25 protein-coding genes are annotated in these 21,289 nt (G+C 68.1%); 10 read left to right on the forward strand and 15 right to left on the reverse strand.

Translation table 11 applies throughout. The annotated features are described in order from the left end of the window. Positions 1–8: 8 nt before the first annotated feature. The gene (locus CLU95_RS10000) at positions 9–692 is read right to left on the reverse strand and encodes a hypothetical protein (RefSeq protein ID WP_099792688.1); all 684 of its coding nucleotides are present in this window, start codon (positions 690–692) and stop codon (positions 9–11) included. Then, on the reverse strand, positions 676–1,554 hold the full coding sequence (locus tag CLU95_RS10005) for an SURF1 family protein (RefSeq protein ID WP_099792690.1): 879 nt from the start codon (positions 1,552–1,554) through the stop codon (positions 676–678). The genes CLU95_RS10000 and CLU95_RS10005 overlap by 17 nt, the downstream gene beginning before the upstream one ends. Before the next feature lie 27 nt (positions 1,555–1,581). Between CLU95_RS10005 and CLU95_RS10010 the strand changes: the two genes are divergently transcribed. Further along, on the forward strand, positions 1,582–1,812 hold the full coding sequence (locus CLU95_RS10010) for a twin transmembrane helix small protein (RefSeq protein WP_099792692.1): 231 nt from the start codon (positions 1,582–1,584) through the stop codon (positions 1,810–1,812). 80 nt (positions 1,813–1,892) lie between these two features. Here CLU95_RS10010 and CLU95_RS10015 read toward each other — a convergent pair whose 3' ends face one another. The 8 genes from CLU95_RS10015 to CLU95_RS10045 form a co-directional block, all read right to left on the reverse strand. Continuing rightward, on the reverse strand, positions 1,893–2,774 hold the full coding sequence (locus tag CLU95_RS10015; protein ID WP_099792694.1) for a cytochrome c oxidase subunit 3: 882 nt from the start codon (positions 2,772–2,774) through the stop codon (positions 1,893–1,895). 82 nt (positions 2,775–2,856) lie between these two features. Beyond that, positions 2,857–3,024: a DUF2970 domain-containing protein gene (locus CLU95_RS10020; protein ID WP_099797201.1), complete on the reverse strand. Its 168-nt coding sequence runs from the start codon at positions 3,022–3,024 to the stop codon at positions 2,857–2,859. A gap of 53 nt (positions 3,025–3,077) precedes the next feature. Further along, positions 3,078–3,707 carry a cytochrome c oxidase assembly protein gene (locus tag CLU95_RS10025; RefSeq protein ID WP_099792696.1) on the reverse strand — a complete coding sequence of 210 codons (630 nt, stop codon included), beginning with the start codon at positions 3,705–3,707 and terminating at the stop codon, positions 3,078–3,080. Positions 3,708–3,747: 40 nt separating this feature from the next. Beyond that, positions 3,748–3,864, reverse strand: a complete 117-nt coding sequence (locus CLU95_RS31010) for a cytochrome oxidase small assembly protein (protein WP_216846572.1) — start codon at positions 3,862–3,864, stop codon at positions 3,748–3,750. Positions 3,865–3,904: 40 nt separating this feature from the next. Continuing rightward, complete coding sequence (gene ctaD / locus CLU95_RS10030) at positions 3,905–5,542, reverse strand: cytochrome c oxidase subunit I (protein WP_099792698.1); 1,638 nt, start codon at positions 5,540–5,542, stop codon at positions 3,905–3,907. A 43-nt stretch (positions 5,543–5,585) separates the two neighbouring features. After that, positions 5,586–6,764, reverse strand: a complete 1,179-nt coding sequence (coxB, locus tag CLU95_RS10035) for a cytochrome c oxidase subunit II (protein ID WP_099792700.1) — start codon at positions 6,762–6,764, stop codon at positions 5,586–5,588. 59 nt (positions 6,765–6,823) lie between these two features. Continuing rightward, positions 6,824–7,300 (reverse strand): DUF2244 domain-containing protein, encoded by a 477-nt coding sequence (locus CLU95_RS10040; RefSeq protein WP_099792703.1) that lies wholly within the window; start codon positions 7,298–7,300, stop codon positions 6,824–6,826. A gap of 163 nt (positions 7,301–7,463) precedes the next feature. After that, positions 7,464–8,378 (reverse strand): class I SAM-dependent methyltransferase, encoded by a 915-nt coding sequence (locus CLU95_RS10045; protein ID WP_099792705.1) that lies wholly within the window; start codon positions 8,376–8,378, stop codon positions 7,464–7,466. Positions 8,379–8,400: 22 nt separating this feature from the next. Between CLU95_RS10045 and CLU95_RS10050 the strand changes: the two genes are divergently transcribed. The 3 genes from CLU95_RS10050 (at position 8,401) to CLU95_RS10060 (ending at position 10,028) form a co-directional block, all read left to right on the forward strand. After that, on the forward strand, positions 8,401–9,117 hold the full coding sequence (locus CLU95_RS10050) for a ComF family protein (RefSeq protein ID WP_099792707.1): 717 nt from the start codon (positions 8,401–8,403) through the stop codon (positions 9,115–9,117). Between the two features lie 31 nt (positions 9,118–9,148). Continuing rightward, entirely contained in the window at positions 9,149–9,610 is a 462-nt protein-coding gene (trmL, locus tag CLU95_RS10055) for a tRNA (uridine(34)/cytosine(34)/5-carboxymethylaminomethyluridine(34)-2'-O)-methyltransferase TrmL (protein WP_099792709.1), read from the forward strand. 124 nt (positions 9,611–9,734) lie between these two features. Next, a complete protein-coding gene (locus CLU95_RS10060) occupies positions 9,735–10,028 on the forward strand; it encodes a DUF4148 domain-containing protein (RefSeq protein WP_099792711.1) in 294 nt (97 codons plus the stop codon). A 24-nt stretch (positions 10,029–10,052) separates the two neighbouring features. Here CLU95_RS10060 and CLU95_RS10065 read toward each other — a convergent pair whose 3' ends face one another. Both CLU95_RS10065 and CLU95_RS10070 read right to left on the reverse strand, forming a co-directional pair. Continuing rightward, positions 10,053–10,523 carry a MaoC family dehydratase gene (locus tag CLU95_RS10065; protein ID WP_099792714.1) on the reverse strand — a complete coding sequence of 157 codons (471 nt, stop codon included), beginning with the start codon at positions 10,521–10,523 and terminating at the stop codon, positions 10,053–10,055. A 67-nt stretch (positions 10,524–10,590) separates the two neighbouring features. Beyond that, positions 10,591–11,211, reverse strand: a complete 621-nt coding sequence (locus tag CLU95_RS10070; RefSeq protein WP_099792716.1) for a ParA family protein — start codon at positions 11,209–11,211, stop codon at positions 10,591–10,593. Positions 11,212–11,303: 92 nt separating this feature from the next. Here CLU95_RS10070 and kefF point away from each other — a divergent pair, with 92 nt between their 5' ends. Together kefF and kefC are read left to right on the forward strand one after the other, a co-directional pair. Continuing rightward, positions 11,304–12,029 (forward strand): glutathione-regulated potassium-efflux system oxidoreductase KefF, encoded by a 726-nt coding sequence (gene kefF, locus CLU95_RS10075; RefSeq protein WP_099792718.1) that lies wholly within the window; start codon positions 11,304–11,306, stop codon positions 12,027–12,029. 2 nt (positions 12,030–12,031) lie between these two features. Then, the gene (gene kefC / locus CLU95_RS10080; protein WP_099792720.1) at positions 12,032–13,891 is read left to right on the forward strand and encodes a glutathione-regulated potassium-efflux system protein KefC; all 1,860 of its coding nucleotides are present in this window, start codon (positions 12,032–12,034) and stop codon (positions 13,889–13,891) included. A 9-nt stretch (positions 13,892–13,900) separates the two neighbouring features. On the opposite strand, the gene CLU95_RS10085 is transcribed toward kefC, so the two are convergent. Together CLU95_RS10085 and CLU95_RS10090 are read right to left on the reverse strand one after the other, a co-directional pair. Next, the gene (locus tag CLU95_RS10085; RefSeq protein ID WP_099792722.1) at positions 13,901–14,851 is read right to left on the reverse strand and encodes a succinylglutamate desuccinylase/aspartoacylase domain-containing protein; all 951 of its coding nucleotides are present in this window, start codon (positions 14,849–14,851) and stop codon (positions 13,901–13,903) included. A gap of 16 nt (positions 14,852–14,867) precedes the next feature. Beyond that, on the reverse strand, positions 14,868–15,869 hold the full coding sequence (locus tag CLU95_RS10090; RefSeq protein WP_099792724.1) for a Bug family tripartite tricarboxylate transporter substrate binding protein: 1,002 nt from the start codon (positions 15,867–15,869) through the stop codon (positions 14,868–14,870). A gap of 122 nt (positions 15,870–15,991) precedes the next feature. Between CLU95_RS10090 and CLU95_RS10095 the strand changes: the two genes are divergently transcribed. Beyond that, positions 15,992–16,888 carry a MurR/RpiR family transcriptional regulator gene (locus tag CLU95_RS10095; RefSeq protein ID WP_099792726.1) on the forward strand — a complete coding sequence of 299 codons (897 nt, stop codon included), beginning with the start codon at positions 15,992–15,994 and terminating at the stop codon, positions 16,886–16,888. Between the two features lie 3 nt (positions 16,889–16,891). Here CLU95_RS10095 and CLU95_RS10100 read toward each other — a convergent pair whose 3' ends face one another. Beyond that, a complete protein-coding gene (locus CLU95_RS10100; RefSeq protein WP_099792728.1) occupies positions 16,892–17,767 on the reverse strand; it encodes an amidohydrolase family protein in 876 nt (291 codons plus the stop codon). Positions 17,768–17,871: 104 nt separating this feature from the next. Between CLU95_RS10100 and CLU95_RS10105 the strand changes: the two genes are divergently transcribed. The 3 genes from CLU95_RS10105 to CLU95_RS10115 are packed head-to-tail and all read left to right on the forward strand — an operon-like array spanning position 17,872 to position 21,281. Beyond that, entirely contained in the window at positions 17,872–18,645 is a 774-nt protein-coding gene (locus CLU95_RS10105; RefSeq protein WP_099792730.1) for a crotonase/enoyl-CoA hydratase family protein, read from the forward strand. Next, positions 18,642–20,495 (forward strand): feruloyl-CoA synthase, encoded by a 1,854-nt coding sequence (locus CLU95_RS10110; RefSeq protein ID WP_099792732.1) that lies wholly within the window; start codon positions 18,642–18,644, stop codon positions 20,493–20,495. The genes CLU95_RS10105 and CLU95_RS10110 overlap by 4 nt, the downstream gene beginning before the upstream one ends. 21 nt (positions 20,496–20,516) lie before the next feature. Beyond that, entirely contained in the window at positions 20,517–21,281 is a 765-nt protein-coding gene (locus CLU95_RS10115) for an SDR family NAD(P)-dependent oxidoreductase (protein WP_099792734.1), read from the forward strand. Positions 21,282–21,289: the final 8 nt, after the last annotated feature.

Raw genomic sequence — 21,289 nt, forward strand, 5'->3', positions numbered from 1 at the left:
TGCGGGGCTCAGCGGCCCGCTTCGTCCCACGAGGACGAGGCGCGCAGCAGGCGGTCGATGTCGCGCTTGGCGCGGCTCGCACCGGCGGCGTCCATGCGGGCCGGGAAACGCATCATCCAGTTGCCCATCGGATCGACCACGTAGAGGTGCTCGGACAGTGTGTGGCCCTTCACGGGCGCGAGCCAGCGGGCGAGTTGGTCGGCCGGCACGCGCAGCACGGTCGCGCCGTGCAGGCCGTTGGTCAGGCGCTCGGGCACGGGTGCCGCGTCGCTCACGAGCCAGACGCGGTCCAGGCGGTCTTTTTCGCGGCCCAGGCTCTCGCGCAGCTGGCGCTGCAGGTACAGCTGCTGCTCGCACAGCGCGTCGCAGGCCGCATCGGCCACCGCCACCAGCAGCCACTGGCCCTTGAGCGTGGCCAGCTCGACCGGCGCGCCGTTGCGGTCGGTCGCCGTCAGGCGGGGCATCTCGTGCTGTGGATCGATCAGCTCGCCGTACACGCTGCGGCCCTCGGGCCGGATCACGTAGTAGGTGAAGTACGAGGCGATGACGGGTGCCGCACACATCAGCAGCACGGCGATCATCTTCCAGCGCCCGTGGACCGTGCGACGGTTCTCGGCGGCGTCGAGCGCCTGGCCCGGCGACGGCATCGAGTGCACGGTCAGGCCCAGCGGCTCGTCAGAGGCCGCGGCCATCGCGTGCGCGGCGCCGCGCGCGCCGGAAGGGGGAGATGAATTGGAACCAGACATAGAGGATGACAACGAGGGCCGACAGGCCGAACCACTGGAATGCGTAACCGTAGTGCCTCTCGAGGCCCAACGCCGGGGCCGGCCAGTCGCGCTGCAGGCCCTCGGACGCCGGCCCGCTCTGCTGCAGCGACACGTCGGTACGCAGCGGCAGCTGGGTCTCGGCACGGAATGCCTCCAGGTCGAGATTTTGCCGGATGGGGGAAGACCCCTGAATGCCCGGTGCCGGAGCGGTGGGGCCTGACGCCGCCGGGGCCGGCGCGGCGGCCGATGCGGCGGGTGCCGGTGCAGCCTTGCCGCCGAGCTCGAACAGATGGCTCGGCGGCGGCTCGATCAGCGCCGTGAGTTCGACGATGCCGGGCGGCGTCTCGACCACGCCGAGCTGCGTGCGGTCGACGAAATTGCGCTGCACCCAGCCACGCTGGACCATCACGGTCTGCTCGCTGCCTTCGAGCGCGAACGGCGTCAGCACATAGAAACCCGGCGTGCCGTGCATCTGGCGGTTGTCCAGGTAGACCGTCTGCGCCGTGAGCCACAGGCCGCGCAGCTGCACCGGCCGGTGCAGCTCGCCGACCGCTTCGCTCAGTGCCAGGAACTCCGCCTGCGACAGCGGGGGCTTTTGCTTCTGCGCATCGATGCGGGCCTGCAGCGCTTCTTTCTGCGCGGCGCGCGAGAGCTGCCAGCGGCCCAGCGACACGGTGGCTGCCAGCGCCAGCACGGCCGCCAGCGTGACGATCAGGAAACGGCCCCGGCCCGTGCGGCGGCGCGGCGTGGCGGAGGAGGAAAGGGATTCGGGGGGCTCGGGGGTCACTGGAGCGGACGGGGCGTGCGGCCGATAATGCGGGTCATGAAATACTTCGTCGCCCTGATCTTTCTGGGCATCTTCGCGAGCCTCGGCTTCGCGCTCTACTTCATGCTGAAGGACGGTCGCGACGGGCAAAACAAGCGCGGCGGCATGGCCCGCGCCCTCACCTTTCGGATCGGCCTGTCGGTCTTTTTGTTCCTGTGCATGCTGCTGGCCTGGAAACTCGGCTACATCCAGCCCACCGGGCTCCCGCTCGGAAAGTAACAGATGGTGCTCGTTCCACGAGAACCATGAAAAAGGCGCCTTACGGCGCCTTTTTTCTGGAATGCCGAGAGGTTTGTCGCTCAAAGCCAATAGACCAGCACGTAGAGACCGAGCCAGACCACGTCCACGAAGTGCCAGTACCAGGCGGCGCCTTCGAAGCCGAAATGACGCTCGGCGGTGAAATGACCCTTCTGCAGGCGCAGCGTGATGAACAGCAGCATCAGCATGCCGATGAACACGTGCAGGCCGTGGAAGCCGGTCAGCATGAAGAAGGTCGAACCGTAGGTGCCCGACGTGAGCTTCAGGTTCAGTTCGGTGTACAGGTGGAAGTACTCGTAGCCCTGCACGCCCAGGAAGATCACGCCCAGCAGCACGGTGAGCCACATGAAGCGGATGCACTGTGCACGGTGGTCGGCACGCAGTGCGTGGTGGGCGATGGTCAGCGTCACGCCCGAGCTCAGCAGCAGCGCGGTGTTGATGGTCGGCAGCCAGAACGGGCCGACGGTCTGGAACGGCTCGATGATGCCGGCCGGCGAACCGGTGACACCCGCGGCAACGCTGGGCCACACGGCCTTGAAGTCGGGCCAGAGGATCGCGTTGTCCAGGCTGCCGAGCGTCGGCAGCGCGTGGGTGCGGGCCCACCACAGCGCCGTGAAGAAGGCGCCGAAGAACATCACTTCCGAGAAGATGAACCAGCTCATGCTCCAGCGGTACGAGAGGTCGATCTTGTGGCCGTACTGGCCGCTCTCGCTCTCGCCGATGGCGGCACGGAACCACACGAAGAGCGTGCCGAGCCAGATCACCATGCCCAGCAGCAGCGACCAGGCGCCCCACTGGTGGCTGTTGATCCATTGCCCCGCGCCGAGGATCACGAAGAACAAGCCGATCGCGGACACGACCGGGTAGGCCGAGGGTCCGGGCACGAAGTAGTAGGGCGTGGTGCCGTGGGTGGTTGAACTCATATCAGCTCCTGGCTTTCTTTCTTCTCTCGATTCAATGATTCTGGAGATCGTGGTTTTTTATCTTCGGCTCAGCAGGCAGCGCTCAGGCGGTCGCGACCACATGCCGCACCAGCAGCACCAGCCCGACCACGAAGACGATCACTGCGGCAAACGCCACCACGATGACGTGCAGCGGATTGAGCTTGCCCAGGTCTTCCTTGTAGGCGCTGTTGCGGCGCACCCCGAAGAACGACCAGCCCACCGCCTTCATCGTGTCCCACAGCGTGGGCTTGGGGCGCGGTGCATCCGGCGGCAACGGTGAGGTCACGAGCGCGGCTCATCGGCGACGACATGCGAAACGGCGGCCACCGGGGCCGGAGGCGTCTTGCCGCCCACCTCGAAGAAGGTGTACGACAGCGTGATGGTCTTGACGTCCTTCGAGATCTTCGGATCGATCACGAAGGCGACCGGCCACTGCTTCTTCTCGCCTGCATCGAGCGTGTACTGGTTGAAGCAGAAGCACTCGAGCTTGTTGAAATGCGCTGCGGCCTGCTGCGGCGCGTAGCTCGGGATGGCCTGCGCGGCCATGCGGCGGTTCTGCGTGTTCTGGAACTCGTACATCACCGTGTTCAGCTGGCCCGGGTGCACTTCGATGAAGCGTTCGGCCGGCTTGAAGTCCCAGAGGCCGCCGCGCACGTTGGAGTCGAACTCGACCTTGATCGTGCGGGTCATGTCGACCTGCGTGTTGTCCGGGATGCGCACGTTCTTGGCGCCGCTGGCGCCGCCCGGCACCTGGAGCTCGGAGAGCGCGAGGATGTTGATGCCGGTCATCTCGCAGATGGCGCGGTACATCGGCACCAGCGCATAGCCGAAGGCGAACATGCCGCAGGTCACCACGGCCAGCTTGCCGACCATGCGGACGTTGGCGCGGCGGATGCGTTGGCCGAGGCTCATGCTGTTGCTTCCGTTCGGGGTGCGATATGCGGTGGCGCGGTCAGCGACCGCTGAACCAGACCATGCGGGCGATGAAACCGATGAAGAAGATCACCGCGATGGAGGCCAGCGTGAGCCCCATGCGTCGGTTGTTCTTTCTTTGTTCGGGCGTCGTCATCGTCGTGCAGTCGTTGTGCTTGTCTGGCGTGCGCGGGTGATCAGCCGATCACCTTGGTAGCGGTCACGTCGAGCTTGGGCGGGTTCTCGAAGGTGTGGAACGGGGCCGGCGACGGCACTTCCCACTCGAGGCCTTCAGCCGCTTCCCAGGGCTTTTGCGCCGCTGGCTCACCCTTGCCGCGCATCGAAGGCAGCACGATGAACAGGAAGAAGTAGACCTGGGCGAAGCCGAAGAAGAACGCACCCACCGAGGCGATGGCGTTGAAGTCGGCAAACTGCATCGGGTAGTCGGCATAGCGACGCGGCATGCCGGCCAGACCCAGGAAGTGCATCGGGAAGAAAGTGACGTTGAACGAGATCAGCGACCACCAGAAGTGGACCTTGCCGCGCGTTTCGTTGTACATCACGCCGGTCCACTTGGGCGCCCAGTAGTAGAAGCCCGAGAACATGGCGAACAGCGAGCCGGCCACCAGCACGTAGTGGAAGTGGGCCACCACGTAATACGTGTCCTGCAGCTGCGTGTCGATCGGTGCGACCGCGAGGATCAGGCCGGTGAAGCCACCCATCGTGAACACGAAGATGAAGCCGACCGCGAACAGCATGGGCGTCTCGAAGGTCATCGAGCCCTGCCACATCGTCGCAATCCAGTTGAAAATTTTCACGGCCGTGGGCACCGCGATCAGCATGGTCGCGTACATGAAGAACAGCTGGCCGGTGAGCGGCATGCCGGTCGTGAACATGTGGTGGGCCCACACGATGAACGACAGGATGGCGATGGACGAGGTGGCGTACACCATCGAGGCATAGCCGAACAGGCGCTTGCGGGCGAAGGCCGGCACCACCTGGCTGATGATGCCGAAGGCCGGCAAGATCATGATGTAGACCTCGGGGTGGCCGAAGAACCAGAAGATGTGCTGATACATCACCGGGTCGCCGCCGCCGGCGGGGTTGAAGAAGCTGGTGCCGAAGTGGCGGTCGGTCAGCGTCATCGTGATGGCGCCTGCGAGCACGGGCATCACGGCGATCAGCAGGTAGGCGGTGATGAGCCAGGTCCAGCAGAACATCGGCATCTTCATCAGCGTCATGCCGGGGGCGCGCATGTTCAGGATGGTGACGATGATGTTGATCGAACCCATGATCGACGAGGCGCCCATGATGTGCATCGCGAAAATGCCGGCGTCCATCGAGGGGCCCATCTGCAGCGTGAGCGGTGCGTACAGCGTCCAGCCGGCTGCGGGTGCGCCGCCGGGCATGAAGAACGAACCCGCCAGCATGATGGCCGCCGGGATCAGCAGCCAGAAGCTGAAGTTGTTCATGCGCGCGAACGCCATGTCGGATGCGCCGATCTGCAGCGGGATCATCCAGTTCGCGAAGCCCACGAAGGCCGGCATGATCGCGCCGAACACCATGATCAGGCCGTGCATGGTGGTGAACTGGTTGAACAGCTCGGGGTTCACCAGCTGCAGGCCGGGCTGGAACAGCTCGGCGCGGATCAGCAATGCAAGCACGCCGCCTATCATCAGCATCGTGAAGCTGAACAGCAGGTAGAGCGTGCCGATGTCCTTGTGGTTGGTCGCGAACACCCAACGGCGCCAGCCGGTGGGCGCGTGGTGGTCGTGATGCTCGTCGTGTGCGTGGCCGCCGGGGGCGTGACCGTGGGGGTCGAGGACTGCGCTCATGTCGTTGTTCCTTGCAATTTCTTCTTCGCGGGGCGCCGTCGGATCACTTGCCGCGCAGGGCCAGCACTTCAGCCGGTTGCACCAGCTGGCCCGTCTTGTTCGACCAGCTGTTCTTGGTGTACGTGGCCACGGCCGCGAGGTCGGTGTCGCTCAGCTGCTTCCAGGCAGGCATGGCACCGTTGTTCTGGCCGTTGAGCAGCACCATCAGCTGCACCTTGTGGTCGGAATCGGTCACCTTGGCGGCGCCGTCGAGCGGCTTGATCGGGCCTGCGCCCTTGCCGTTGGCCTGGTGGCAGGCCGCGCAGTTGGAGGCGTAGACCTTCTCGCCGCGTGCCAGCATGTCGGGCAGCGTCCAGACCTTGGTCGGGTCGTCGAGCTTGGCGGCGGCTTCCTTGCGCTTGGTGGCGACCCAGGTCGTGTAGTCGGCGGCCGAGACCACCTTCACGTGGATCGGCATGTAGGCGTGTTCCTTGCCGCACAGTTCTTGGCACTGGCCGTAGTAGTCGCCCACGGTCTCGGCACGAAACCAGGTGTCACGCACGAAGCCGGGAATGGCGTCCTGCTTGAGGCCCAGCTGCGGCACGGCGAAGGCGTGGATCACGTCGTTCGCGGTGGTGATGATGCGGACCTTCTTCTGCACCGGCACGACCATCGGGTTGTCGACCTTGAACAGGTAGTCGTCGGGCATGACGCCCTTGGCACCGGCGTCGGACATGGCCCGCTGCGAGCTGTCGAGCGTCGAGATGAAGGCCAGGCCCTCGCCTTCGCCGTTCAGGTAGTCGTAGCCCCACTTCCACTGGTAGCCCGTGGTCTTGATCGTGAGGTCGGCGTTCGTGGTGTCCTTCTGGGCCACGAGCACCTTGGTGGCGGGCAGCGCCATCACGATCACGATGAGGAAGGGCACGATGGTCCAGATGACCTCGACCACCACCGATTCATGGAAGTTGGCGGCCTTGTGGCCCACCGACTTGCGGTGCTTCCAGATCGAATAGAACATCACCGCGAACACGGCGATGAAGATGACCGTGCAGATGATCATCATGATCGTGTGGAGCAGATGCTGCTCCTGCGCGATCTTGGTCACGCCGACCGGAAGATTCAGCTGGCGCACCGAAGGGCCGCCGGGCAGATCGTTGACTGCGTGCGCCGCGTTGCTGAACGCCGCGCCGGCCGCCAGCAACAGATTCGCCGGCCTGTACTTATTGCGCCAAATGCTCTTCATCGTGTTCACGTTTCTTCAATTTTTCGAAAACCCAACCGTGCAGCACCGCGCGAGCCCCCTCAGGCGCCACGCAACGCCATGCGAATCTCGCGCGCCAATGCGGCTCGCAACTCCGGGCGTACATAGCGCCCCACCCTGACCGATCGACCCTGCCCCGAGACCTCGATCAGTGAACGATCACCGGTCTGCGGTTCGATCCGCACCTGGTGCGGAAGAAATTCTGTGCGCTCGTAGTGCCCACCGTTCTCGAGCTCCACGACGAGGCGTCCGCCTTGCAGCGCGATCCGTTCGCCATCGGTGGCATGCCGCGCGTACATCATGAACGCAAAGCCCACCGCGGCCAGTTCGAGCCAGGCGAATGGCAATACCAACGGCGCACCGTGCAGCCAGAACACCATGCCCGTTCCCAGAGATACCACGCACAGCGAGGCGTAGAGCCAGGCCAGCTGGCTCGGCGTCACCGAGCAATTTCGTTTCAGGAACCAGTGGATGTTCTGGCCTGAGACGGTGGCAAAACGAAACACGGAATTCGACACGGGCGAGTTCAGCAAATCGGTGCGTCGATGGTGGCCAAACCCCTCGTACAAACAGGATCCGACACCCCTCGATCACGGGACAATACCCGCGAGTTTCACGCAACGGCGGATTGTAGCGGGTAGAGCGCGGGCCCCGCGCACCGAATGAGGGCTGCCGGGTCGCTCAGGCGCCAGGGCGGCCGCGCTGGAGCATCGATCGCATCTCGCGCAACGACACCGCGCTCTCGGCCGACAGCGCGACGCGCGGCGTCGGCTTGAAGGCGTGGCCGTAGATGACCTCGAAGGTCAGCGCGATGCGACCCTCGCCTTCCGCGGCCGGCGCCAGCTCGGGCAGGGCCTGCTTGAGCGACCGGTGCCAGGCCTTGCCGCGCAGTGCGGGGAAGCGCGCCGGATGCAGATTGCGCCCCAGGGTGCGCAGCTCGGCCAGGGCGGCCTCGGGGGTGGCCCAGGTGAGCACGATGCGCTCCATGTCCATCACGGGCTCGGCGAAACCGGCGTGCACGAGCATGTCGCCCCAGTCGTGCATGTCGGTGTATTCATGGCCGGCGGCGGGCCAGCCGAGCCGGGCATGCAACGCCCGCAGCTCGCGCACTGTGTCCGGGCCCAGGCAGGAAAACATCAGGAAGCCGTTGGTCGCGACCAGCCGGTGCCACTGCGCGATGAGCGCCTCGGGGTCGGCCGCCATGTGCAGCGACATGTTGGCCCAGAGCAGGTCGACGCCGTCTTCGGGCGTGGCGTCGAAGCGGGCCTTGCCGCCCTGCCAGCGGCGCGCGCTCCACCAGGGCGCGGTCAGGGCCTCGCCGGTCCGTTCGGCCAATGCGGGTTCGGGTTCGATGACGAAGGCTTCGGCGTCGCGGTAGCGGCGGGCCAGCAGCGCGTGGGCTTCGAGGCCGCCGCGCAGCGGCGACCAGTCGGCCCAGGTGCGGGGCTGGGCCTTGATCCATTGCAGCCGGTCTTCCATCCGGCGGCCGATTTCCTCGTGCAGCCAGGGCGAGCCCTCGGCGGGCGCGAGCCGGCGCCAGCGGTCGGCCGCCGTGGGATCGATGGTCGGCGGTCTTCTTGCGGGGTCGGTGGCCATGGGGCCGTGAGTATATTGAGGCATGCACAACCGCCGGGCCCTGAGGCCTTTCACCTCATTGCTTGCGCGGCTGCCCAGCCAGTGCGAGGTCTGCCGCGCCTGGCCCGCGCAGCGCGTGTGCGACGCCTGCGTGGCCCGCTTTGCACCGCCGACCGCGCGCTGCGGCGGCTGCGCCCTGCCGATGCCCAAAGGCGTGGCCCGCTGCGGCGAATGCATCAAGCACCCGCCGCCGCTCGACGCCTGCCTCGCGGCCTGCACCTATGCCTGGCCGTGGCCCGATTGCATCGCCCAGTTCAAGTTTCGCGGCGAGGCGGGCTGGGCCGGTCCGCTGGCCACACTGCTGCGCAGCGCGCCGTGGGTGGAGCCGGCGCTGGAGCAATGCGACCTCGTGCTGCCGATGCCGCTGGCGCCCGGACGCCTCGGCGAGCGCGGCTTCAACCAGGCGCACGAGCTCGCGCGCCGGCTGGCCCCCACCAAGACCGACGCCACGCTGCTGCTGCGCACGCGCGACACGCCCGCGCAGAGCGGCCTGCCGCGCGCCGACCGGCTGCGCAACCTGCGCGGAGCCTTCGCCGTGGAGCCGCTGCGCGCCGACGGCCTGCAGGGACGGCGCGTGGTGCTGGTGGACGACGTAATGACCAGCGGCGCCTCGCTGTTCGCCGCGGCCGCCACCGTGCGCCTCGCGGGCGCGGCGCACATCACCGGTGTGGTGCTGGCACGGACCGATCCGCCGCGCTGAAGCCACCGGCGGCGCCCGCGACAATCGGCGCATGTTCCATATCGTCCTGGTCCACCCCGAAATTCCGCCGAACACCGGCAACGTGATCCGGCTCGCGGCCAACACCGGCTGCACGCTGCACCTGGTGGAGCCGCTCGGCTTTTCGATGGACGACCGCCTGCTGCGCCGCGCCGGGCTCGACTACCACGAGTACGCCGAAGTCAAGCGCCACGCCGACTGGGCCGCGCTGCTGGCCACGCAGCAACCGCCGGCCGACCGCATGTTCGCGCTGACCACGCGCGGCACCCGCGCCGTGCACGACGTGCGCTTCCAGCCCGGCGACTGGCTGGTGTTCGGCTCGGAAACCGCCGGCCTGCCGCCGCCGATTCGCGACGGCTTTGCAGAACCGCAGCGCCTGCGGCTGCCGATGCGTGCGGGCCAGCGCAGCCTGAATTTGTCGAACGCGGTGGCGGTCACGGTGTTCGAAGCGTGGCGGCAAAACGGTTTCGCCTGACGGCCATTCAGCCCCTCACGCGGCAGGGGCACATCCGATCGGCGCCGGGCGGCGTATGGGAAGACATGCCGGTGATTCGCACCGGCATCCGTCCCCTCAACGCTGACTGCCAAGGAGTCCCGCCATGCACACCGCCACCCTGCGCCTCATCACGATCGCCGCCCTCGCCTTCACCGGCGGCGCCCATGCCTTCCAGGGCGAGCAGAACCCGCTGCCGCCCGCGCCCTTCCAGTCGTCGCTGACGCGCGCCCAGGTCCAGGCGCAAGCCCTGCAGCCTCTGCTGATCAGCAATGGCGGCACCGGCGTGGCCCGCCCGACCGCGGGCAATGTCGACCGCGCAGCAGTGCGCGCGAGCGCCGTCGGCATCACCCGACAGGGCGCCGCCACCTATGGCGAGGTCACCGACCGCCGGATGTAAAGAGAAGAAGAAGAAAGAGTCCGCTCAGGGAAAACGGCGCACCACCGACTCAGCGACGCACGCCGGCTTGGCGGCGCCTTCGAGTTCGATGGTGGTTTCCCAGGTCATCTGCAGACCGTCATTGGGAATCGGCTCGGCGCTCAGCAGCTTCATGCGGGCGCGCAGGCGCTGGCCCACCGGCACCGGCGACATGAAGCGCACGCGGTTCAGGCCGTAGTTCACGCCCATGCGCGACTCGACCACGTCGATGGCTGTCTCGAAGAACTTCGGCAGCAGCGACAAGGTGAGAAACCCGTGCGCAATCGGCGCGCCGAAGGGGCCGGACTTGGCCCGCTCCACATCGACGTGGATCCACTGGTGGTCGCCGGTCGCCTCGGCGAACTGGTTCACCTGCTGCTGCGTCACGGAAATCCAGTCGCTCACGGCGACTTCCTGGCCGACGCAGGCGGCGAGATCCTGAAGGGTCTGGAATGTCTTTTTGGTCATGCGGGGCATTCTGGTGCCAAGGGCACAAGGCTGGCTGTCGGACTTGCGACAACCACGAATCGGGGAAATCCAAAGGTCAGGCGTCGAGCCATTCGCAGATCGGCTGCCATTGCTCCAGGTCGCGCTGCACACGGCCCGGCGCGATGTCGAACAGCGTGAGCCCGCGCGCTGCCAGTTGCACGTAGTTCTGCGTGTCACGCAGCTCGCCCAGCACGGGCACGCCGAGCCCGGCAATGAACTCGTGCAGCCGGTCGGCCGCCAGCGTGCGCGCGTTCACGCGCATGCCGACGAGGCCGATGCGGGTCTTTTCGGCGCGGCGGCTTTCCATCAGGCGGTCGAGGAAATCGCGCGTGGCGTAGATGTCGAAGATGCTCGGCTGCAGCGGCACGATCACGCGGTCGGCCAGCGCCAGCACCTCTTTGAAGCGCCAGCCGTGCAGGCCGGCCGGCGTGTCGAGCACCGCATGGGTGGTGCCGCGCGGCGGGCGCACCACGGTGCTCTCGCCGGTGGCTTCCCAGGTGGCGATGGGGCGGGCCTGCGGCGGGCGCAGGCCGAGCCACATCCGGGAAGACTGCTGGCGGTCCACGTCGCCGAGCATCACGGCATGGCCGCGGCTCGCGAAATAGCCCGCGATGTTCGTTGCAATCGTCGACTTGCCCACGCCACCCTTGGGATTGGCGACCAGAACCACCGGCATGAGGATCTCCTCCAGAACTGGGACAGGGGGGGATGGTAGTCGCCCCGGGCTTCGCGTCGGCGACGGCGGGCCGTCTGCGTTATGTTCGCGACATGACGACAACAACATCCATGGAGAACCCCGGCAGCATCTATGTGCTGGCGGCCCACCCCCACTGGCGCGACTCGCGCGTGAACCGCCGGTTGTTCGCCGCCGCGCAGCGCGTGCCCGGCGCCGAGGTGAACGACCTCTACGGCAGCTACCCCGATTTCGCCATCGACGTGGAGGTCGAACGCGAGCGGCTGGCCCGCGCGGACCTCGTGGTGCTGCTGCACCCGATCCAGTGGTACTCGATGCCGCCGCTGCAAAAGCTCTGGCTCGACGACGTGCTCGGCTACGGCTGGGCCTACGGCCCCGGCGGCACGGCCCTGCAGGGCAAGGACTGCTGGCTGGTCGCCACCACCGGCGGCCCGGAGCCCAGCTACCACCCGCAAAGCTACAACCGCTATTTCTTCGACGCCTTCCTGCCGCCTTATGAGCAGACCGCCGCGCTGTGCGGCATGCGCTTTCTGCCGCCGCTGCTGCTGCACGGCGCGCGCCGCGTCAGCGAGGCCGAGGTGGCCGCGCACGTCGAGGTGTTCGTGCAGCGCCTGGAGAGCTACCCGGTCTGGCCCGAGATGGACGAGCTCGACGCCTGCATCGCCTGCCCGGTGCCCGAGACCGACCGCCCCGCCGAATCGGACGATGTGAGCAAGGTGGTGGCCGGCGTCTTCCACAGCGCGATGACGCACGGCCTGGCCGTCGCCAACGGCAGCACCAGCACCAACAAGGCGGCCTGAGCATGGAACACGCACCCGCCTGGCTGACCAGCAGCCTGATCTACCTAGGCGCCGCCGTGCTGGTGGTGCCGCTGTCGAAGTTCCTCGGGCTCGGCTCGATCATCGGCTACCTCGTGGCCGGCATCGCCATCGGACCCTGGGGCCTGGGCCTCGTGTCCAGCGTGGAAGACGTGCTGCATTTCGCCGAGTTCGGCGTGGTGCTGATGCTGTTCCTGGTGGGCCTCGAGCTCGAGCCCAAGCGCCTGTGGAGCCTGCGCCGCCCGATCTTCGGCTGGGGTTCGGCGCAGGTGCTCAGCTGCGCGGCGGTGCTGTTCGCCATCGGCTGGGCCGTGGGCGCACCGTGGCGCGTGGCGCTGGTGGCGGCGCTCGGGCTGGCACTGTCGTCCACCGCCATCGCGCTGCAGGTGTTCGGCGAACGCAACCTGCTGAAGACGCCCAGCGGCCAGGCCGGCTTCTCGATCCTGCTATTCCAGGACGTGGCCGCGATCCCGATCCTTGCGCTGCTGCCGTTGCTGGCCGGCGCCACGGCGGCCGAGCAGTCCATCAGCGGGCTGGACCGCGCGCTCGAGGCGCTGAAGATCGTCGGCGTGATCGCCGGCATCATCCTCGGCGGCCGGCTGCTGCTGCGCCCGATCCTGCGCTGGATCGCGCGCAGCGACACGCCCGAGATCTTCACCGCCGCCGCGCTGCTGCTGGTGGTGGCCATCGCGGCGCTCATGCAGTTCGTCGGCCTGTCGATGGCGCTGGGCGCCTTCCTCGCCGGCGTGCTGCTGGCCGAGAGCGAGTACCGGCGCGAGCTCGAGACCGACATCGAGCCCTTCAAGGGCCTGCTGCTGGGGCTGTTCTTCATCGCGGTGGGCATGTCGATCAACTTCGGCGTGCTGGTGGCCAACCCCTGGGTCATGGCGGCGCTGGTGCTGAGCTTCCTCGCAATCAAGCTGGTCGTGATCTACGCGCTGGCCAAGGCCATGGGCCTGGCCTATCAGGAGCGGCCGGTGTTCACGCTGCTGCTGGCGCAGGGCGGCGAGTTCGCCTTCGTGGTGTTCCAGGCCGCCGGGCCCGACGTGTTGCCGCCGCAGACCACCTCGCTGCTGATCGGCGCGGTCGCGCTGTCGATGCTGCTGTCGCCGCTGCTGCTGGTGCTGCTCGACAAGTTCGTGCTGCCGCGCTACAGCCGCACGGGCGGGCCGCAGATGGACGAAATCTCGGAACAGCAGGACGCCAAGGTGCTGATCTGCGGCTTCGGCCGCTACGGCCAGATCGTCGGGCGCCTGCTGATGTCGCAGGGCCTGCAGGTGACGGTGCTCGACCACGACGCCGACACCGTCGAAGGCCTGCGCCAGTTCGGCTTCCGGGTGTTCTACGGCGACGCCACGCGGCTCGACCTGCTGCGCACGGCGGGCGCGGGCACGGCGCGCGCCATCGTGGTGGCGGTGGACGACATCGAGCAGTCGCTGGACATCGTCGACCTGGTGCGCGAGAACTTCCCGCAGGCGCGCATCGTGGCGCGTGCGCGCAACGTGACGCACCTGTTCCAGCTGCGCGACCGCGGCGTGCAGGACATCGAGCGCGAGGTGTTCGAGTCGTCGCTGCGCAGCGGCCGTTCGACGCTGGAGGCGCTGGGCTGGCCGGCGGCCGAGGCGCGCGAGGCGTCGATGCGTTTCCGCCAGCGAAACCTCAAGCTCAGCGACGAGATCTACCCGCACTACAAGGACCGCGCCAAGCTGATCGCCGCCAACAAGGCGGGCCGCCAGCAGTTCGAGGAACAGATGGCGCGCGAGCGCGAAGAACGCAAGCTGCGCTCGGGCCAGGACTGGGACCGGCTCGGCGAAGACGAGCCGGGCGACGCGAAGGCGCCCTGAGGCCCGGGCTCAGACCGGCACGGTCAGGTACACACCCTCGCGGCCGATCACCGGCGCGCGGGTCGGCATGAAGATCGTGCAGCCGTCGCAGGGCGAGCGGATCTCGCGCCCGGCCTGCACCGCGATCAGCTCACCCTGGTCGAAGGTCTCGAAGCCGAGCACGGGCCGCACGAAAGCGAAGTCGTCCGACGTGACCATGTGGACCTCGAGCAGCCGGAAGCGGCGCGCGGCCACCGCCACGCGCGGCACCGGGTCGATGAGGCCGAGATGCGCCAGGAAGCGCAGCGACACGTCGGTGGCCAGGTCGGCCGCCGACTGCGCGAAATGCTGGCCGCACTCGACCACCACCGCACCGCCGTCGATGCCCGGCTCGCCGTGCCGGCCGTAGGCCGTGACGCCCGTGCCGGGCGCGGCGCCGACAGGCATCACGAGGTGCACCGGCGGGCCGCCGACGGCCTGCGCCAACCCTGCGTTGCGTTCGAACTCCGGGTAGACCCAGAAGGGCTGCACGGGCGCGCGCGTGGAATGGATGTCCAGCACGTAGTCGGCCGCGTCGAGCACCGGCCGCAGCTCGCGCGCGCGGCGCAGCTCGGGGCTGTGCTCGGTGCCGTCGAGCAGCGCGGGCGACCAGATGCGGTTCAGGTTGTGCACCAGCTGGCGGTTCTCGTAGGGCTGCGCGATGTCGAAGGCCTCGTAGGCCTCGACGTTCGCGAAGCTCACGGTGAGCGTGCCGATCTTCGGGCGCACGCCGCGGTCGAGCAGGTGCGTGGCCGCGACCATGCCGCAGATCTCGTTGCCGTGCGTGAGCGCGTTGATGAGCACGTGCGGGCCGGGCTTGCCCGACGCGAAGCGGTGCACGTAGTCGATGCCGGTGTTGCCCTGCCGGTAGGCCGAGAGGTCGCGCGGCAGCACCTCCAGCGGTGCGGTGTCGGGAGCGAAAGCCTGCAGTGTCTGTGTCATGAAACCAGCCGCCCGCTCACTCGCCGCGGATGCCGGCGCGCTTGACCATCTCGCCGTACAGCGCGAGCCGCTCCGACATCATGGCCGTGAACTGCGCGGGCGACTGCGCCTCGGGTGCGAGCGAACCACGCGCCACCAGCGCCTCGACCATCGTCGGCTGCTCGGCCACCGTGCGCACGGCCTTGTGCAGCGCGGCGATGACCTCGGGCGGCGTCTTCGCGGGCGCGGCCAGGCCGATCCACGAGGTGGTGTTCAGCACCGGATAACCCAGCTCCGTGAAGGTCGGCACGTCGGGCAGCGCCGCGACGCGCGTGGGCGAGGCCACGGCCAGCGCGCGCAGCTTGCCGGCCTGGATGTGCGGGAGGAAGGGCGCGAGGTTGTCCAGGCCGAACTGCACTTCGTTCGAGATCAGCGCGGTCACCAGCGGGCCGCCGCCGCGGTACGGCACGTGCGTGGCGTTGAGCTGCAGCTGCGACTTCATCAGCTCGACGTTGAGCTGGCCCATGCTGCCCGGCCCGGCGCTGCAGAAGTTGAGCTCGCCGGGGCGCGACTTCACCAGCGCCACGAACTCCTTGAAGGTCTTGGCGGGCACGGCCGGGTTCACCAGCAGCACGTTGATGGAGCGCGCGAGCTGGCTGATCGACAGGAAATCCTTGATCGGGTCGTAGCCCGGGTTGGCCTGCGTCAGCGGGTTGGCCAGGTGCGAGCTCTGCGACGACACCACGAGCGTGTAGCCGTCGGGCTTGGCACGCGCCACCTGCGCGCTGGCGATAGAGCCGCCGGCACCGGCGCGGTTGTCGATGACCACCGGCGTGCCCAGCGCCTTCGACAGCGGCTCGGCGTACAGCCGCGCGATCAGGTCGACCGAGCCGCCGGCCGGGAACGGCACCACCAGCGTGACCGGTCGGGCGGGAAAGGCCTGCGCACGCGCCGACAGGGGCAGCAGCGCCGCCGTCAGGCCGGCGCCGAGGATCTCGCGCCGACGGAGGGCGGGCACAGCGGGGGTGGTGGAACGCATGGCAAGGTCTTTCTGCAGAAGAAGCGGGCAATCGGGCGGACAGGTCCGCCCGAAATCGTGCATTCATTTTTGCAAGGAGCCCCTATTTTTGCAATACTCGTTGCAAACATGAGGTTTCTCCGATGCCGCACGCAGCCCCCCCCGCCGCCCCCAGCCTGAACCAGCGCATCTCGGGCTACGGCAAGAAGCTCACCAAGAGCGAGCGACGCCTCATCGAGGAGCTGCAGGCGCACCACCCGCAGGGGCTGCTCGAATCTGCAACGAGCCTTGCAAGAAAGGTGGGCACCAGCGCCTCGACCGTGGTGCGGCTGCTCGCCAAGCTGGGCTACACGAGCTACGCGCAGGCGCAGATGGAAGCGCGCGCCGAAGTCACCGCCCTGCTCGCTTCGCCCGCCACGCGCGCCGACGCGGTCATCGGCGACGACACCTCGGTGCGCAGCTGCCTGGACAACGCGCTGCTGCACGACCAGCACAACCTGGCCGCCACCTTCGCGGCGCTCGACGTGGACGCGTTCGAAGCCGCGGTGAAGCTGCTCACGCAGCGCAAGGTGCGCGTGCATGTGCTCGGCCAGCGGCATGGCGTGCCGCTGGCCAGCCACCTGGCGCTGCACCTGAACCTGTGCCTGCCCGATGTGCGGCTGCTGGGCGGCGCGGGCCCGCTGCCGCTCGAAGACCAGCTGCTGCGCATCGACGAACACGACCTGCTGCTCACGCCCACCTTCCGCCGCCACTCGCTCGCCATCGCGCGCACGGCCGCGTACTTTCGCGAGCGGGGCGCGAAGGTCGTCATGGTCACCGACAGCCCCACGGCGCCCGCCGCGGCCTCGGCCGATCATTTGCTGCTGGTGCGCACCTCCAGCGCGTCGCCGTTCGATTCATACACGGCGGCGCTGTCGGTCTGCAATGCGTTGATCACCGCGGTGGCGCAACGCCGCAAGAAAGAGCTGGCCATCGCGTTCGAACGCGGCGCGCCGCTGTGGGAGCCGCAGTGGAACGACGCGGCGCCCCGCGCTGCCTGAACCTCAGGCCGCCGGGGTCTCGAGCTTCAACAGCCGCACCGCGTTGTCCTTGAGGATGCCGGGCATCACCTCGGGCTTGAAGCCGGCCGCCTCGAAGTCGCGCATCCAGCGGTCGGGCGTGATCAGCGGGTAGTCGCTGCCGAACAGCACGCGGTCTTTCAGCAGCGTGTTGGCGTACTGCACGAGCTGCTTCGGAAAGTACTTGGGGCTCCAGCCCGACAGGTCGATCCACACGTTGGGCTTGTGCGTGGCCACGCTCAGCGCCTCGTCCTGCCAGGGAAAGCTGGGGTGGGCCATGACGATCTGCATGTCGGGAAAGTCGATGGCCACGTCGTCCAGGTGCATCGGGTTGCTGTACTCCAGCCGCAGGCCGCCGCCGCAGCGCATGCCCGAGCCGATGCCGCTGTGGCCGGTGTGGAAGATGGCCGGCAGCTTGTACTCGGCGATCACCTCGTAGATCGGCCAGGCCATGCGGTCGTAGGGATGAAAGCCCTGCACCGTCGGGTGGAACTTGAAGCCCTTCACGCCGTGTTCCTCGATGAGCCGGCGCGCCTCGCGCGCGCCCATCTTTCCCTTGTGCGGATCGATGCTGCCGAAGGCAATCATGATGTCGCTGTTCTGCGCCGCGGCCTCGGCGATCTCTTCGTTCGGGATGCGCCGGCGGCCCATGTTCGATTCCGCGTCGACCATGAACATCACCAGCCCGATTTTTCTTTCACGGTAGTACGCCACGCTCTCGGCGATGGTGGGGCGCCCGCTCGAGCCGAAGTACTTGTCGGCGGCGCGGTCGTATTCCTCGCCGTAGTTGTCGAAAGGGTTCCAGCAGCTCACTTCGGCGTGGGTGTGGATGTCGATCGCAATCAGGTTCCGTGGGTCCATGTCGTTGTCTCCGGTTCGGGTAAATCCCTAGGATTCGGGAGGCTCCAATGCCTTGAATTGATTATTTCTCATAACCATAATCCAACGCAACCCCGGACACCCTCATGACCCATCCAGACCTCCACCTCGACATCCGCGACGACGTCGCCATCGTTCGTCTCACGCGCGGCGCCAAACGCAACGCGCTGTCCGACGGCCTGATCCTTGCGCTGCGCAACACCTTCGAGACGCTGCCCGCCACCGTGCGCGCGGCCGTGCTCGACGGCGAAGGCCCGCATTTCTGCGCCGGCCTGGACCTGAGCGAACTCAAGGAGCGCGACGCCGGCCAGGGCATGCAGCACTCGCGCCTGTGGCACAGCGCGCTCGACCTGATCCAGCACGGCCCGGTACCGGTGGTGGCGGCGCTGCACGGCGCGGTGGTGGGCGGCGGGCTCGAGCTGGCGACCGCCTGCCACATCCGCGTGGCCGACCGCTCCACCTTCTACGCCCTGCCCGAAGGCTCGCGCGGCATCTTCGTGGGCGGCGGCGGCTCGGTGCGCATCCCCAAGCTGATCGGCGTGGCCCGCATGACCGACATGATGATGACCGGCCGCGTCTACAACGCCGAAGACGGCGAGCGCGCCAACTTCGCGCAGTACCTGGTCGACGAAGGCACCGCCTTCGACAAGGCCTTCGAGCTTGCGAAGCGCATCGCCACCAACGCACCGCTCACCAACTACGCGCTGATGCACGCGCTGCCGCGCATCGCCGAGCAGTCGGCCGACCACGGCTTCTTCACTGAGGCACTCATGTCCGGCATCGTCCAGGCCGCGCCCGAGGCGAAGGAACGCGTGCGCGATTTCCTCGAAGGCCGCGGGGCCAAGGTGAGCAAGGGATGACCGCCGTTCGATACCGCCCGCTGGCCTTCGGCGTGACGCGCGCGCTGCTGCGCGACGGCGCGCCGGGCACGCGCTACCTCACGGCCGAAACGCCGCTGCAGGCCTACCGCGAACGCATGACCGACCGGCTCGCGCACTGGGCGCAGGTCGCGCCCGAGCGCACCTTCATCGCGCGCCGCGAACGCCTGCCCGATGGCCGCACCGGCGACTGGCTGCGCGTGAGCTATGCGCAGGCACTGGAAGAAGCGCGCGGTATCGGACAAGCCCTGCTCGACCGCGGCCTGAACGCCGAGCGCCCGGTCGCGATCCTCAGCGAGAACGGCATCGAGCACGCGCTGCTCGCGCTGGGCTGCCTCTACGCCGGCGTGCCCTACTGCCCGGTGTCGCCGCCCTATTCGATCGTGAGCCAGGACTTCGACAAGCTGCGCCACGTGTTCGACACGCTCACGCCGGGCCTGGTGTTCGCTTCTGACGCCGCGCGCTTCGCCCGCGCCATCGAAGCCACCGTGCCCGCCGGCACCGAGGTCGTGCTTGCCGAAGGCACGCTCACGGGCCGCGCCACCACGCGCTTCGACGTGCTCGCCGCCACGCCGGCCACGCCCGCCATCGACGCGGCGATGCAGGCCACCGGCCCCGACACCATCACCAAGTTTCTCTTCACCTCGGGCTCGACCAAGATGCCCAAGGCGGTGATCAACACGCACCGCATGTGGTGCGCCAACCAGCAGCAGCTGCGCCAGTCGATTCCCGCGCTGGGCGACGAGCCGCCGGTGCTGGTCGACTGGCTGCCCTGGAACCACACCTTCGGCGGCAACCACAACGTGGGCATCGTGCTGGACAACGGCGGCACGCTGTACATCGACGACGGCAAGCCCACGCCCGCCGGCATGGCCGAAACGCTGCGCAACCTGCGCGAGATCGCGCCCACCATCTACTTCAACGTGCCCACCGGCTTCGAGGCGATCGCGAACGCGATGGAAAGCGACGCCGTGCTGCGCCGCAACCTGCTGTCGCGCGTGAAGATGTTCTTCTACTCCGGCGCCGCGCTCGCGCAGCCCGTGTGGGACAGCCTGCACCGCACGCAGGAAGCGGAAGTCGGCGAGCGCATCGTGATGGGCACGGGCCTGGGCATGACCGAGTCGGGCCCCTTCGCGCTGTACGTGACCGGCCCCGACGTGAAGTCGGGCGACGTGGGCCTGCCCGCGGCCGGCATCGAGCTCAAGCTGATCGAGGTCGACGGCAAGACCGAGGTGCGCTACCGCGGCCCCAACATCACGCCCGGCTACTGGCGCGCGCCCGAAGCCACGGCCGAGGCCTTCGACGACGAAGGCTTCTTCTCGACCGGCGATGCGGTGAAGTGGATCGCCGACGACGACATCCACCGCGGCCTGCGTTTCGACGGCCGCATCGCCGAAGACTTCAAGCTCGCCACCGGCACCTTCGTGAGCGTGGGCCCGCTGCGCGCGAAGATCATCGCGGCCGGCTCGCCTTATGTGCAGGACGCCGTGCTCACGGGCATCAACCTGAAGGAAGTCGGCGCGCTGATCTTCCCGACGCAGAAGGTGCGCCAGCTCGCCGGCCTGCCTGCTGACGCAACGATGCAGCAGGTGCTCGAAAGCGCGCCGGTGCAGGCGCACTTCCAGCAGGTGGCCAACGACCTGGCCGCCATGGGCACCGGCAGCGCCAACCGCATCGCGCGACTGCACCTGATGGCCGAGCCGCCGTCGATCGACAAGGGCGAAGTCACCGACAAGGGCTCGATCAACCAGCGCGCCGTGCTCAAGCACCGCGCCGCGCTGGCCGACGCGCTGCACGCCGACACGCTGCCTTTCACCCTCAAGCCCCGCTAACCCCATTCAGGAGACACACCCATGAAGATCGAAGGACAAGCCGCACTCGTCACAGGCGGTGCCTCGGGCCTCGGCGAAGCCACCGCGCGCGAACTCGCGCGCCTGGGCGCCAAGGTCGCCGTGCTCGACCGCAACGCCGCATTGGCGGAGAAGGTGGCCGCAGAGATCGGCGGCGTCGCCTGCGTCTGCGACATCACCGACACCGACAGCGTGAACGCCGCGCTCGACAAGGCGCAGGCCGCACACGGTCCCGCGCGCATTTTGATGAACGTCGCCGGCATCGGCAGCGCCAAGCGCATCGTCGGCAAGGACGGCAACCCGGCACCGCTCGAAGACTTCGTGCGCGTGGTCAACATCAACCTGATCGGCGGCTACAACATGGCGCGCCTGTTCGCCGCGCGCTGCGCGAAGCTCGATGCGCTCGACAACGGCGAGAAGGGCGTGATGCTCTTCACCGCGTCGGTCGCGGCCTTCGACGGCCAGGTAGGCCAGCAGGCCTACAGCGCATCGAAGGGCGGCCTCGTCGGCATGACCCTGCCGATGGCGCGCGACCTCGCGCAGCACGCCATCCGCGTGTGCACCGTGGCGCCCGGCCTCTTTGCCACGCCGCTGCTGCTGGAGCTGCCCGAGGCTGTGCAGCACTCGCTGGCCGCGTCGATCCCGTTCCCGCCGCGCCTGGGCAAGCCTTCGGAATTTGCCGAGCTGGCTTGCCACGTCGTCACCAACGGCCATCTCAACGGCGAAGTGATTCGCCTCGACGGCGCCCTCCGAATGGCGCCGCGCTGATTCCAGCC

The sequence above is a fragment of the Variovorax sp. 54 genome, assembly GCF_002754375.1.
Taxonomy (GTDB): Bacteria; Pseudomonadota; Gammaproteobacteria; order Burkholderiales; family Burkholderiaceae_C; genus Variovorax.

What these genes read in the sequence shown, in the direction of transcription:
- CLU95_RS10000 (WP_099792688.1), bottom strand. Translation starts at nt 692, where the DNA reads ATGGCCGCGGCCTCTGACGAGCCGCTGGGCCTGACCGTGCACTCGATG.
- CLU95_RS10010 (WP_099792692.1), top strand. Translation starts at nt 1,582, where the DNA reads ATGCGGGTCATGAAATACTTCGTCGCCCTGATCTTTCTGGGCATCTTC.
- CLU95_RS10015 (WP_099792694.1), bottom strand. Translation starts at nt 2,774, where the DNA reads ATGAGTTCAACCACCCACGGCACCACGCCCTACTACTTCGTGCCCGGA.
- CLU95_RS10020 (WP_099797201.1), bottom strand. Translation starts at nt 3,024, where the DNA reads ATGAAGGCGGTGGGCTGGTCGTTCTTCGGGGTGCGCCGCAACAGCGCC.
- CLU95_RS10025 (WP_099792696.1), bottom strand. Translation starts at nt 3,707, where the DNA reads ATGAGCCTCGGCCAACGCATCCGCCGCGCCAACGTCCGCATGGTCGGC.
- CLU95_RS31010 (WP_216846572.1), bottom strand. Translation starts at nt 3,864, where the DNA reads ATGACGACGCCCGAACAAAGAAAGAACAACCGACGCATGGGGCTCACG.
- ctaD (WP_099792698.1), bottom strand. Translation starts at nt 5,542, where the DNA reads ATGAGCGCAGTCCTCGACCCCCACGGTCACGCCCCCGGCGGCCACGCA.
- coxB (WP_099792700.1), bottom strand. Translation starts at nt 6,764, where the DNA reads ATGAAGAGCATTTGGCGCAATAAGTACAGGCCGGCGAATCTGTTGCTG.
- CLU95_RS10045 (WP_099792705.1), bottom strand. Translation starts at nt 8,378, where the DNA reads ATGGCCACCGACCCCGCAAGAAGACCGCCGACCATCGATCCCACGGCG.
- CLU95_RS10050 (WP_099792707.1), top strand. Translation starts at nt 8,401, where the DNA reads ATGCACAACCGCCGGGCCCTGAGGCCTTTCACCTCATTGCTTGCGCGG.
- trmL (WP_099792709.1), top strand. Translation starts at nt 9,149, where the DNA reads ATGTTCCATATCGTCCTGGTCCACCCCGAAATTCCGCCGAACACCGGC.
- CLU95_RS10060 (WP_099792711.1), top strand. Translation starts at nt 9,735, where the DNA reads ATGCACACCGCCACCCTGCGCCTCATCACGATCGCCGCCCTCGCCTTC.
- CLU95_RS10065 (WP_099792714.1), bottom strand. Translation starts at nt 10,523, where the DNA reads ATGCCCCGCATGACCAAAAAGACATTCCAGACCCTTCAGGATCTCGCC.
- CLU95_RS10070 (WP_099792716.1), bottom strand. Translation starts at nt 11,211, where the DNA reads ATGCCGGTGGTTCTGGTCGCCAATCCCAAGGGTGGCGTGGGCAAGTCG.
- kefF (WP_099792718.1), top strand. Translation starts at nt 11,304, where the DNA reads ATGACGACAACAACATCCATGGAGAACCCCGGCAGCATCTATGTGCTG.
- kefC (WP_099792720.1), top strand. Translation starts at nt 12,032, where the DNA reads ATGGAACACGCACCCGCCTGGCTGACCAGCAGCCTGATCTACCTAGGC.
- CLU95_RS10085 (WP_099792722.1), bottom strand. Translation starts at nt 14,851, where the DNA reads ATGACACAGACACTGCAGGCTTTCGCTCCCGACACCGCACCGCTGGAG.
- CLU95_RS10090 (WP_099792724.1), bottom strand. Translation starts at nt 15,869, where the DNA reads ATGCGTTCCACCACCCCCGCTGTGCCCGCCCTCCGTCGGCGCGAGATC.
- CLU95_RS10095 (WP_099792726.1), top strand. Translation starts at nt 15,992, where the DNA reads ATGCCGCACGCAGCCCCCCCCGCCGCCCCCAGCCTGAACCAGCGCATC.
- CLU95_RS10100 (WP_099792728.1), bottom strand. Translation starts at nt 17,767, where the DNA reads ATGGACCCACGGAACCTGATTGCGATCGACATCCACACCCACGCCGAA.
- CLU95_RS10105 (WP_099792730.1), top strand. Translation starts at nt 17,872, where the DNA reads ATGACCCATCCAGACCTCCACCTCGACATCCGCGACGACGTCGCCATC.
- CLU95_RS10110 (WP_099792732.1), top strand. Translation starts at nt 18,642, where the DNA reads ATGACCGCCGTTCGATACCGCCCGCTGGCCTTCGGCGTGACGCGCGCG.
- CLU95_RS10115 (WP_099792734.1), top strand. Translation starts at nt 20,517, where the DNA reads ATGAAGATCGAAGGACAAGCCGCACTCGTCACAGGCGGTGCCTCGGGC.